General features: G+C 44.0%; 4 protein-coding genes. 1 reads left to right on the top strand and 3 read right to left on the bottom strand.

Annotated features, from left to right (window positions below; translation table 11 throughout):
- Positions 1-521: 521 nt before the first annotated feature.
- From QUB35_RS21200 to QUB35_RS21210, 3 genes are all read right to left on the bottom strand, one after another.
- Positions 522-5,717, bottom strand: coding sequence for a PAS domain S-box protein (locus QUB35_RS21200; RefSeq protein WP_333143720.1), 5,196 nt, complete (start codon positions 5,715-5,717; stop codon positions 522-524).
- A 410-nt stretch (positions 5,718-6,127) separates the two neighbouring features.
- Positions 6,128-7,420: an ATP-binding protein gene (locus tag QUB35_RS21205; protein ID WP_333143721.1), complete on the bottom strand. Its 1,293-nt coding sequence runs from the start codon at positions 7,418-7,420 to the stop codon at positions 6,128-6,130.
- 183 nt (positions 7,421-7,603) lie between these two features.
- Positions 7,604-9,922, bottom strand: a complete 2,319-nt coding sequence (locus tag QUB35_RS21210; RefSeq protein ID WP_333143722.1) for a tetratricopeptide repeat protein — start codon at positions 9,920-9,922, stop codon at positions 7,604-7,606.
- A gap of 160 nt (positions 9,923-10,082) precedes the next feature.
- Here QUB35_RS21210 and QUB35_RS21215 point away from each other — a divergent pair, with 160 nt between their 5' ends.
- Positions 10,083-12,650, top strand: a complete 2,568-nt coding sequence (locus QUB35_RS21215) for a glycosyltransferase (RefSeq protein ID WP_333143723.1) — start codon at positions 10,083-10,085, stop codon at positions 12,648-12,650.
- The last annotated feature ends 89 nt before the right edge of the window (positions 12,651-12,739 follow it).

Here is a 12,739-nt window from a genome sequence, read left to right on the forward strand (position 1 = left end):
GGACTTCAGTCTAGGGATGGAAAGCAACTTTCCACTTTAGTTTACCAGAAAAATCTTGTTTGAAAGAGTACAAAACAGGGTAATGGGGAGCCACAGGAGGCGCTCAAAATCTATGAGGCAAAGTAATTTCAATCCCAACTCTCTCAAAAACTCTCTTGTCAAAAAATAGCCGGCAAACCCTGGGACTTCAGTCTAGGGATGGAAAGCAACTTTCCACTTTAGTTTACCAGAAAAATCTTGTTTGAAAGAGTACAAAACACGGTAGGATCGAACCCGATCCGGCGCTACTCAAAATCTCTGGTTTACCCAAAGATATCTGGCATTTAACAGCAGTTGCTCGGACTCTGGGATACAACTTCTGAAGCGGTAAAATAACTTGTTTAATGTTGGGAGTTACAGCGGCCTGCACTGACAATTGCGCGATCGACAATTGCCAGATATCCGGCTCAATAACGCGGCGGTAAGTTGCTGCACATCTAAATTATATGTATCCAGCCAAGCTCTCAACCATGATAGTCATACTATTTTTCGTCGATATATTGGTTTAAAGTATTCCGAATTTGTTTGAGCTGAAATCCCTTAGCAAGTTGGCGCAGCTTCGAGACAAACGGCACTAAATTAGGTTCTAAACTCTCCAGCTTAGCACTCTCCTCAAAAATTTCTTCAATGTCGCCCATAGCTGCGAGTTTCAAAAGTTTTGCTACTGACTCAGAAGCTGCTGGTAACAGAGAAGAATAAGCAGGCAAATCAGAGGCTGGTGACAAACTGGGAGTTTTGCGCTTTTTGTTTTCCGAAGATTCCCCATAAATCCATTCTAGTCCCAAATGCACGCGCAACTGTTCCAAAAAGTGATTTGCTTCGATCGGTTTGGGAAGAAAAGCATCGTACCCTGCGAGGATGCTATCTTGCTGCGTAGCCTCGAAAACGCTAGCTGACATAGCGATTAACACAACATCTTTTACTTCCGGCAACTGCCGCAGTTTTCTGGCACTTTCTAAGCCATCCATTACAGGCATCCGCAAGTCCATTAAAATCACATCCGGTTGAAATTCAACTGTTTTGCAGAGGCATTCTTGACCGTTTTGGGCCTCTGCAACCTCAAATCCCAAACGCCGCAGCAGCCTGCACAACAAATCGCGATCCAGTTGATTGTCATCCACGATTAGCACTTTCCGCTTGTTGCCGATAAAACCGACAAGCCAGCGTTTTTCCTGCAAAGGAGACACCTCCAAGTACCGTTTAGCTGCTGGTAATTCTAAATCTACCCAAAAAGTGCTGCCTTTTCCCAAAGTGCTGTGGACGCGAATTTCGGCACCCATTAGTTTCGCTAATTTCTGGCTAATCGAGAGTCCGAGACCTGTACCTTCAACAAATGTATTGCCTCCTACTTGGTGGAAAGGCAAAAATATTTCTTCTAACTTGCTTTGGTCTATGCCCGTGCCGGTATCCTCGACTTGAAAGCGGATTTTTAAAGCGTGTTTGGCTGCGATCGCATTGTGGGCGAAGCGCATATAATTTTCTTTCAGTTCCGAACTCAAAGTCGAGAACTCATAATTTTCTCCTTGCCCTCGACTCCAGGCCCCTGTGCCGACATAGCCGACTTTGAAAGTCACACCACCACTGTTAGTAAATTTAACGGCATTGCTGAGTAAATTTATGAGAATTTGGCGCAATCTTTTGGGATCGACACGAACGCAGCTAGGCAGGGGAGAGACTTGTTCGTAATTGAATAAAATTTCTTTTTGAGAGGCCCGCATCTGAAAGAGATCGGCAATGTTTTTGATAAAATTTATAAAATTTAACTCTTCCGGGTAGAGTTCCATTTTTCTAGCTTCAATTTTGGAAAGATCTAAAACATCGTCGATTAACATCAGCAGGTGTTGACCGCACTGTTGAATATTGCTGAGACTTTCTTGGTGATCTGAGCTTAAGTCTTTGTCGGTTTTGAGGATTTGAGTGTAACCTAAAACCCCGTTTAAAGGGGTGCGTAGTTCGTGGCTCATATTGGCAAGAAATTCGCTTTTGGCGCGGTTGGCGCTTTCTGCGGCTAATGCAGCTTGTTGGAGGGCAGATTCTGCAAGTTTGCGATCGACAATTTCCGTTTGTGCTTGTTGAAATAGCGTCGATTGCTGGATCGCGATCGCCAATTGCACGCACAATTGCCGGAGGGATTCTATTTCTGAGGAATCCCAGGAACGGGGGCCGCTGCAATCGTGGGCGATCAGGAGTCCCCAGAGCTGATTTTCTGCCGTCTGCTGGACCTGGGAAATGCTTTCTCTGGCTTGTAAAATCGGCACTATTAAGTTAGCTTTAACTCCAAATTGTTCTAGAAATTTAATGTGACATTCGCTCATATTTTCCGCGTAAATATTTTCTATAGCGCGAATATAGCCTTGCTGGTAAACATCAACAAATTTTTCTCCAAAACACGGATCGAAATTGTCAAAGTTTTGCAGCAAACTTATATCTTTTGCTACAGATTCGACAACTACAAGACCGCTCCAGTCGGGATTGAATCGGTAAATAACTGTGCGATCTGTTTGCAAAAATTGCCGCACTTGTTCGACAGCAGTTGTCAGGACTTCTTCTAAATTTAGGGAGGAGCGAATGCGATCGAGCATGGCAACTACCAGCCGTTCTCGCCTTAATTGCTGCTGCAGTGCCATCTCCGCTTGTTTGCGTTCGGTGATGTCGGTAATTACTCCCACTAACCCGATTAAATGACCAGTTTCATCTTTAATGCCGTCTGCGCGAAATAAAGTTGTTACCAGTTTGTTGTTTTTAGTGTTGATTTTGAGTTCGCCTTGCCAAGATTTGCCTTTACGGATCGTTTTAAACATTTCTAGCAGCACTTTAGTTTGGGGGTAAATTGCTGTTAATCCGCCTGCTGTGTTTAGTTCTTCTGCGGTGTAGCCGTACTGTTGAACAAAGGCTTGATTGTGGTATAGCGATCGCCCTGTCAAGTCAGCAATGCCGATCGCATCGCTGGTGCTTTCCACCGCTTGAGTAACTCGCAGCAAATCTAATTCTGCTTGTTTGCGATCGCTAATATCAGTAATAGTGCCGATATAGCCTTTAATTTCCTGCTTGTCTCCGATTTCTGCAATTGCCTGACCTATCACCCAAATTACACGACCGTCTGGACGCTGAAAGCGGTATTCTGATTTAAAAGGAATTTTCTCAATAATTGCTCGATGCCATTCATTTTTCACCCGATCCACATCATCGGGATGTATGGCATTCATCCAGCCAATTTCTGCTGCTAATTCGGCGTTTAATCCCGTAATTTCGCTCCACCGTTGATTGACATAAAGGCAATTTCCCAAAGTGTCGGTGTGAAATATGCAAACTGGCGATGCTTCTGCTAAAGTTTGGTAGCGGCGCTGGCTCGCTCGCAGGGCTGATTCTACCTGTTTTCTATTAGTTATATCGCGGACTATAGAAATTATTTCGCCACCCGAAAGCATTGTTAGCGACAATTCTTGCGGGAACTTAGTACCGTCCCGGCGCTGACCGGTAGCTTCTATATTGCAGTACCCTTTTTGCAGGAGCCTCGGCATTATTTGTAGTTCAAAAAATAGATTTTCTGCTTTGCTGTAGAGCATTTCCCATTTCTTACCATACAGTTCGCTAGGGCTAGCCAAGCCGTACATTTTGAGATAAGCCTCGTTGGAATAAATACATTGTTTATTATTATTAAAAATGGCGATTCCGTCATAAGCAGCGGCCATTGCTACTGCTTGTCGCTGGAGTTGGGACTCTGCTTGTTTACGAGAGGTAATGTCGTGACCGACTGAGTAGATTAAACCTTCTTCGCTAAATGGCGATGCCGTCCACAGGAAGTATTTGTAAGAACCGTCTTTGCAGATGTAGCGGTTTTCAAAGGAGATACTGGACGTACCCGCTATTAGTTTTGCTCCTTCGGCTGCGGTGGCTTTTCGATCGTCTGGATGAACAAATTCGATCATTGGCTTGGCAAACAATTCACTAATACTGTAGCCTAAAGCTGTTGACCAAGCTGGGTTTAAACGTTTAAAATAACCGTCAAAACCTACAATACAAAGCAAGTCTAAGGAGATGGTAAAAAAACGATCTCGCTCTGTTTGTGCCTGCTTTAATTCAGTGATATCCATCACTAAACCGTCCCAGATAATATCGCCTTCGCTGCCAGATTTGCTTTCATTAGTGAGCCTTTCTGGTCTCGCAGCTCCTTGCAGCCACTTAACTTTTCCAGATGGCAAAGTCTGTCGCCACTGCTGCTGCCAAGGTTCCAGCGTAGTAGCTGAAATTGCCATCGATGCTTTTAAATCTAAGAGGTCGTCTGGGTGAATTCCATTGGAAATTAGTTCCGCATTTTCCTCTATGGCTTCGGCCTCTAATTCGTAGAGTTGCCGGCTGCCTGAAGAGATGTAGGGGAAAGACATTTTTCCATTGGCTGACCTTCGTAATTGATAAATTGTTCCCGGCAGGTTAGCTACCAATTTTTGAAAGCGAGCTTCGCTTTGTTCCAGGGCTTTTTGTTGCTGTCTGTATTCGGTAAAATCTCTAATTGTACCCACTATTACTTTACTGCCGTCTGCTATTTTGAAGACGCTTTTTTTTGTAGAAATTATGTGTTCTTTCCCGGCCGAGTCTGTGAATTGTTCTTCGGTTTCCCAGCAGATCCCCGTTGTCAATACTTCTTCATCTTTTGTCCAAAAAACAGCAGCTTCTGATTGGGGAAAAAAGTCATAATCGGATTTGCCGATCAGTTCTTGGCGCGATTTGCCGACCAACTGACAAAAAGCATCATTTAATATCATCCAGCGGTGTTGCTCGTCTTTGACAAAAATTGGGTCGGGCGTAGCATTTATGGTGTGGTTTAAAAATTCTTCTGACGCTTTCAGTTTTGCTTCGTATCGGTAGCGATCGCTCACGTCCAACACTACTTCGATGATCCGGTCGATAGACCCGTCCTGGCGGCGGATGCAGCGCAGGGAAACTCGCGTGTGAACTATTTCGCCGTTTTTTCTGAGCCACCTTTTGTCTAAGATGTAACCGTCGAGCCTACCTGCTAACATCTGAGAAAAATTTTCACAATTAGCCTCCAAATCCTCTGGATGAGTCAACTCTAGCCAATTCTTTTGCAAGAGTTCGTAGCGCTCATAGCCCAGCAAACTGCACAGGGCATCGTTAACTTCTATCCAGTGGCCATTGAGAGGAATTTCGCTGTCAATAATTGGAGCGATGATGGCAATGCCGATCAGGGAATTTGCCACCACCGAGCGATATTTTTCTTCACTTTTTCGCAAAGCATCTTGACTGTTCTGGCGTTCTATGGCGTAACGGAGCGATCGAATTAACAGTTCGCTGTCGATTTTTCTTTTTACCAAATAATCCTGTACGCCCACCGAAATCAACCGCAGGGCAAGTTCTTCGTCGTTTTGGGCGGTCAGAACTACGATCGGCACATTTACCCCGTACTCTTGTACCCGAGCCACCGTCTCGATTCCCAGACTATCTGGCAGTGAAAGGTCTAATAAAATTATGTCAAAAGTTTCTTCATTCAATCGCTGCTGCGCTTCGCTGAGGCGCTCTACTTTCGTCAGCACTATACGCTGCGCGCCGCCAATTTCTGACAGCAAATCTTCAATCAGCTCAGCTTCGTGATGGTTGTCTTCTACTAAGAGAACTTTAAAGCAGATAGGAGGCAAAGCTAAGTTAAAAACTGCTTTCATAATATTTTTCACCCAGAAAATATTAAACTAACTTGAATTTTACCTTTTATTTTTAGGGCAGTCATTCAATTGCCCGTACACATACATCTATCCTCAGATTGGGGAGAGTAAGCAAGCGTTACAAAAATCATGTTTAATAATTAAAATTATATCACGCACGAACTAGACTGTCAACGGAAAATAATTTTTATTATAACTGGTAATTTATACCACTAAAAAAAGCAATGCAACTGTAGCCCCTCTCCCCACCCCAATACTCACAATCCTTCCCAATTATTCAAGGCTTTCCTCTCCCATATTAAATATTATTAACTTCGAGATTATATCATCTCGTTTAGGGTTTATAAGAGAGAAAGTAATTAATTTTTTCTACCTTATAGCTGATACATTTTACCGAAATTACGCCTCAATTAAGCGAGAGTAAAGTGAAACGTAGAACCTTGCTCCGGTTCCGATTCCACCCAGATACATCCGCCGTGAAGTTCCACAATTTTTTGACAAATTGCTAAACCAATACCTGTCCCAGAATATTCTCTTTGAGTGTGCAAGCGCTGGAAAATTTGAAAGATACGTGTTTGATGCTGGGGAGCAATCCCAATTCCATTATCTGAGATAGAAATTAACCAGTTTTCCTCCTGTTTGCCAGCGGTAATATGAACCACAGGCGGTGCATCGTGGCGATATTTAATCGCATTGCTGACTAAATTTTGAAATAGCTGTACGAGTTGAGAAATATCCCCCATTACCGTTGGTAATTCGCTGTAGGTGACAACGGCTTTATTCTCGCGGATCGCCCCTTGCAGGTTCGCGAGTGCTTGCTCGACTGCGTGATTGCAATCTGTCAGTTCAAAAGGTTTCCGACTCCTGCCAACGCGCGAATATTCGAGTAAATCGTCAATTAAAGTTTGCATTCGGGTGCAGCCCTGAACGATATTGCCGATAAACTTACTACCTTGGCTGTCGAGTTGGTCTTTGTAGCGTTTTTCTAAAAGTTGAGCGTAACTAGCAATGGTTGCTAAAGGCGCTTGCAAGTCATGAGAAGCCACATAAGCAAATTGTTCTAGTTCTGCATTTGAACGCGCCAATTCTTGGTTAGATTTTAAGAGAGCAGATTCGGCGCGCTGGCGGTGGGATATCTCTTGTTGGAGTACCAAATTTTGCTCTTGCAAAGCTTTTTCAACGGCGCAACGCGTGCGGATTTCTTGTTGCAAAATTTGGTTTTTTTCCTGAAGAGTTTTTTCGACTGCTAAGCGGCTAGTGATTTCTTCTTGCAGCAGCATATTTTGTTCTTTTAGCTGCTTTTGTAAATTCCGTAGGCTGAGGTGACTTTCGATACGGGCGAGCACTTCTTCAAACTGAAATGGCTTGCTGATATAGTCAACAGCTCCCACAGTAAATGCGTTTACTTTGTCAAATACTTCATCTTTAGCGCTGATAAAAATTACCGGGATTTCGCGAGTTTTTGCTTCTAGTTTCAAGTGCTGACAGACTTCGTAGCCGTTCATTTCCGGCATCATTATGTCGAGCAAAATTAAATCTGGTGGATTAGAATTGCAGGCTCTCAAAGCCATTTTTCCGTTAATCACGCAGCGGGGGGTGTACCCCCTCTGAGTCAACATTGTAGACAAGAGACGCAGGTTTTCTGGTGTATCGTCTACTACTAAAATGTTTCCTAGCGGCGTCCCTGGTTGGTGATTGTTCATTGATTATTTCCCAGTTCCTGTTTTCTACACAAAAAATGTTGGCAGCTATTGTATTTAGGACTTACGGAAAACACCCGGTTTCTAGTAGGAATATTGGGAAAAGAAAACGAGGAATCCGCTCATAAACCGGGTGTTTAGCCGTTTGTGCATAAGCAAGTCCTGTTATTGTTCGTTTACCAATCCTCAAACCCCCAGCAGCAGAGTCAGAGCATTATTGTTCCAAGTCAATCCTTTATCTAAAACCTTAAATCCCGCGACTTCGCACATAGCTTCTAAAGCAGTAGCTGTAGGTAGCCACCAGCACGGCGCAAAATCGTTCATGTCAAAAACTGCTTTCTCAGTTATCCCTATAAGTTGGTTGTTGTTGATGTATGGTCGCCAGTAAGCTGTTAAAAGAGCTCGTTCAGCGTCGTCCAAAGCTGGAATAAACATTACTCCAGAAGCGGGAATTTCATAGCGTCCCAACTCATTTTCTATTACTTCTTGGGTAATAACTGAAGTGAAAACTAAATGCTCGCGAGTTATCTGACGCAAGGCAACTAAAATCTGCAACGGATGGGGGTGATGGTACAAAACTCCTGCACAGTGAGTTACATCGTAAGGCTCGCCAATGTCGGCAAGCTGAATCTGAGTGATATCTTGATTGATACAGTGATAATTAGCAATATTTAAACTTGTCATGCGATCGTGAAAATCTTGCCACCACTGGAGGGAGGCCGGCATGGCATCAATCATTGTCAGAGAAACAGCACCGTATTTGCTAGCTACAGATACTTTTTCGCTGACAGTTCCCCACAAGCCGCCGACTTCTGCAAAAGTCTTGCCTTTGGCGACTCGGGCGATATAGCGATCGCGAATATCCTTAGCCTCTAACTCTAATAATATACTAGATTCCCCTGTTTGACGCTGTTTTTCTAAAATATCCTCTAATTTTTTGGATATTTCTGGATCTTTGGGTCTAATTTCTAATGCCATCAAGTACAACATTATGGCTTCGTTAAGCCGATCGCTATCAGCAAACTTTTGGGCTATTTCGCAGTAAAATTCAGGAGCGTGCTGCGGCTGCATTTGGTGGTGATAGTAGCTAGTTGCTACATCTGAATCTACCGGAGTTCTTTTAATTAGAGCCTCACCTAACTTTAGGTAAATTCCCGGTAGAGACGGCTCGATTTGAATCGCACAAAGGTAGGCGGAAACAGCATCGTTCCATGCGTGACTTCCACTCAAAGCATCGCCTAAATTGTAATAAGACCACGAAATAGTGGGATTAAGTTCAATAGCACGTTGGTAAGCGGTAGCTGCGGCTTTCCACTGTTGGGTTTTTAACAGCGCTGCTCCTAAATTGTGGTAAGTCCAAGAGAATTCTGGATTGAGTGCGATCGCCCGCCGATAAGCGAGTGTTGCGGCTTCAAACTTTTGAAGTTTAACTAAAGTCAAAGCTAAGTTATAATGAGACCAAAATAAATCCGCATTTAGTGCGATCGCCCGTTCGTATGCAGCCTCAGCTTCTGACCACTTTTCTAGTTTAACAAGAGCATCCCCTAACTGGTGAAAAGCTGAGAAAAAATTCGGATCTAATTCAGTAGCGCGCTGGTAAGCTGCGGCGGATTCAGACCATTCTTCTAATCGATCGCAAGCTGCACCGATGCTGTAGTAAGACCAAGAATAATCCGGGTTAATTTCAACAGCCGTGCGGTAGGCGATCGCAGCTTCTTGCCATTTTTCTAACTTGAGCAGCACGCTGCCTAAGTTGTAGTAGGACAAAAAAGAATTGGGATTTAAATCAATACTTTTTCGGTAGGCAGCCTCCGCTTCGCGCCAGAGTTCCTTAGCTTGCAAAACATTGCCTAATTTGTAATGAAAATCCGAAATATCCGGCTGGAGTTGAATAGCTTTGCGGTAGTGAACAATAGCTTCGTCCCACTGCTTTAGCTCGCTAGCCGCTTCTGCTAATTGGCAGTAAGCTTCGCAAAAACTCGGGTTTAAATAAATCGTGCGGTGGTAACAAGTCAGCGCTTTTTCTGGCTTGTTTTGCGCCAATAAAGTATTACCTAAATCGAGATATTCTTCCGCTATCTCTATCGGTTCCACCATGAGTGCTTGATACCAACAGTCTGCTGCTTCTTCAGCTTTACCGACTTGGGTAAATATCCGGCTCAAGTTACGGTAAAATCCTGCAAAGTTTGGTTGCAGGGAGATGGCTTTTTGGTAACAGGCGATCGCCTCTTGCCACTGTTCCAAAGTAGCGCAGAGAGTGCCGAGGTTAGCAAAAGCTTCGGCCAAATCTGGTTGCAGAGCGATCGCAACTTTATACCAATACCTTGCGTCTTCTAGTTTACCCTGAGCTTGCAGCGCCTTTCCCAAGGTCTTGCAAGTCTCTGCTGAATTGGGTTCAGATGCCAAAACTTGTTGGCAAAGTGCGATCGCCCGATCGAAGTTCCCTGTAGCCAAATAAATTTCTGCCTGCTGCTGGAAATTCACTTGCACTGTTTCTGAATTCATTTTTTATTTTCCTTTTGAGTAATCATTCCATGTAAAATTATATGCTACAATTTCCCAATGTTCAAGTTTTTGTAAGTAGAGCTACCGAACACAGAATAATGCTGAATGTCCGCGACATTAATATAAACTAGATAATCATAGGTTAACAGCGAGCTAAATAATGTCAACACCTACTCGAACACCGCTAGTAAGCGTAATTATACCTGTATATAATGGATCTCGCTACATCGTACAAGCGGTGGAGAGCGCGCTGTCCCAAACTTTTACTAATTTGGAGATTATAGTTGTAGATGACGGTTCTAGCGATCGCACGCAGGAAGTATTGCAGCCTTATTTTGACAGAATTCGCTACATATACCAGGAAAATCAAGGAGTAGCAGCCGCCAGAAATATTGCTTGCCAACTAGCGCAAGGGGAGTTTTTAGCCTTTCTAGATGCCGATGACTATTTCCTACCATCCAAGCTAGAGAAACAACTAGCTTGCTTTGACGCTGACCCCACCTTAGATATGGTGCAAACAGGTTGGCTGATGGTCGATGAAACAGGGAAAGATATTTTTGAAATTAAGCCTTGGCAGCAAGCGTCTAAATTAGATTTAGAAAGCTTTATTATATTTAAATGTGTGCGTCCTAGTGCGATGATGCTGCGCCGAAAGTGCTGGGAAGATTTGGGCGGTTTCGACGATCACTTTCCGCTAGCAGAAGATTTAGATTTTGCCTTGCGTTTGACTTTAAAGGGGTACAAAGCAGTTTGGTTAGAAGAGATTCTTACCTGTTATCGCCAGCATAAGTCTAATATCATGTCAAGCGGTTTGCCGCTAATGAAGAATACAGAAATTTTGATGAAAGAATTCTTTAATCGACCTGATTTGCCTGAGTCAATCCGCCAGTTAAAAAACCAGGAACGCTATCTATGCTTCAAGTGGCTGGCCTGGCGTATGTACCGCGACGGTCATCTAGCAGAGATGGCCCAGTGTTTGGAAAAATCATTGCAATATACGCCTTTTTCGCCCACAAAAACAGTGGTGAGTTGGCTGGAAACTTTTAAGATAGCTTCTGAAGAATACGGTGAAAATTTTGATGCTTATTCGCTGAGTAAGTTAGTGGAATGGCAAGAGATAATTCTGATGGTGATGACTAATCCGCCCCAATCTCAACAGAGTTCTATTCCCACACCTTCAAAACCGCGTGAAGCGAAGCTATTCCGTAGGGAAACGCACATTCTACTCTACAACGCCGACGATCCGGGCGTGGGAGGATTAGCGCAGTACAACCATGCCATTCTCTGTCAGTTAGCCTTGTTGGGCTATCAAGTCACTTGCGTGCAAACCAAACATTCTAGCCCCTTGCTTGAGCGAGAACGAGAGTTAGGTATAGAGCACTTGTGGCTGGATTTTAGCAGCCATAGAGATTTAGCGCGGGTGTTAAGAAATACTGAGGATGCACAAGAGATTTTTTCTACTAATAAACCTGATCTGATTATTTTTAGCGATGGCTGGCCCTATTCCAATTTTGCAGTTAAACAGGTAGTTATTCAGATGGGAATACCATACATGATGGTAATCGGGTTAGTCATGCCAGATCACGCAAATTTTGCCTACGGGGATGTAGTGCCTTATCGAGAGGGAGTGCTGTATCAGTGCCTGCAAGCTAGAGCGGTGATTGTTGGCGCTTATGAACATTTGAATTTATTGCGCGATGACTTTGATTTACCCAAAGATAAGGGGCAAGTGATTTACTTGGGGCGCTCTCCTGAATATTTTGCACCTCCTAATCCTTCGGCTCGCCAACGCCTGCGGCAAGAGTTAGAAATTCCTGAAGATGCGATTGTCTGTTTCACATCTGCTCGATTGGCACCCGTTAAGGGGCATCGGTATCAGATCGAAGCAATCAAGCAGTTGAAACAATCTCCCGTGTGGTCTAAACTGTATTTTGTATGGGCCGGGAATGGTGAGGGAAGCTATTGCGATGTAGAAAGAGAATTGAGGGAAGCTGTTAGAGAGTTAGGAGTGAGCGATCGCGTGAAGTTGATCGGACAGCGCTGGGATATCCTAGATTGGCTGGATGCTAGCGACATATTCATTTTGACATCTCTCGGCGATGCAGCACCTTCTTTTGCAGTCATGGAAGCGATGGCTAAAGGATTGCCCGTAGTTGCTTCGGCAGCGGGCGGGATTCCAGAAGGACTCGGCGATACTGGGAAGTTGTTGCCCGATCCGAATACCGATCCGGAGGGAACAGCGAGGGAATTGGCGGAAACTGTAGAAGCTTGGGCGATGAATCCACAATTGCGGCATCAAATCGGTCAAGCTTGCAAGCAGCGGGCCGAGAAACTGTTTAAAGAGGAACGGATGTTGGCAGAGTCGATTGAGGCGATCGAAAAAGCTTTACTTTCCGATTGCGAAAGAAATCAATTTGTTACTCAACCACAGGTGCAGGGGTGGATGGCTAAGGTAGAAAGCCGGGTGCGCTACAACTTTTTAGTGTGGAAAGCGTGGCACGCTTACTGTCAAGAAGATCTAATCGGGATGCAAAATAGCCTTCAAGAATCTTTGCAGTGTACGCCTTTTTTGAGTACAGAAACGATGTTAAACTGGATAGAATGTTTTGGCAATTTTTCATCTGCAAAAGGGCATCATTTAGATACATATTCTCTGACTAACTCAGCAGAATGGCAACAATTGGTACAGGGGTTACAGGGCATTGAATCTGTATTTTTTCTCCCCTAAAACACCCGAGGAACATTTTAAATTTAGGTTGCTGTCAGCAGTATAGCCACAAATATCAGTAAAATTGTATTTTACAGGCCCAACAACGA

This window comes from Microcoleus sp. B13-B6 (assembly GCF_036705405.1).
Lineage (GTDB): Bacteria > Cyanobacteriota > Cyanobacteriia > Cyanobacteriales > Microcoleaceae > Microcoleus.

Excerpts from the sequence above, each read along its gene's own strand:
- QUB35_RS21200 (WP_333143720.1), bottom strand. The coding sequence starts at position 5,717 with ATGAAAGCAGTTTTTAACTTAGCTTTGCCTCCTATCTGCTTTAAAGTT.
- QUB35_RS21205 (WP_333143721.1), bottom strand. The coding sequence starts at position 7,420 with ATGAACAATCACCAACCAGGGACGCCGCTAGGAAACATTTTAGTAGTA.
- QUB35_RS21210 (WP_333143722.1), bottom strand. The coding sequence starts at position 9,922 with ATGAATTCAGAAACAGTGCAAGTGAATTTCCAGCAGCAGGCAGAAATT.
- QUB35_RS21215 (WP_333143723.1), top strand. The coding sequence starts at position 10,083 with ATGTCAACACCTACTCGAACACCGCTAGTAAGCGTAATTATACCTGTA.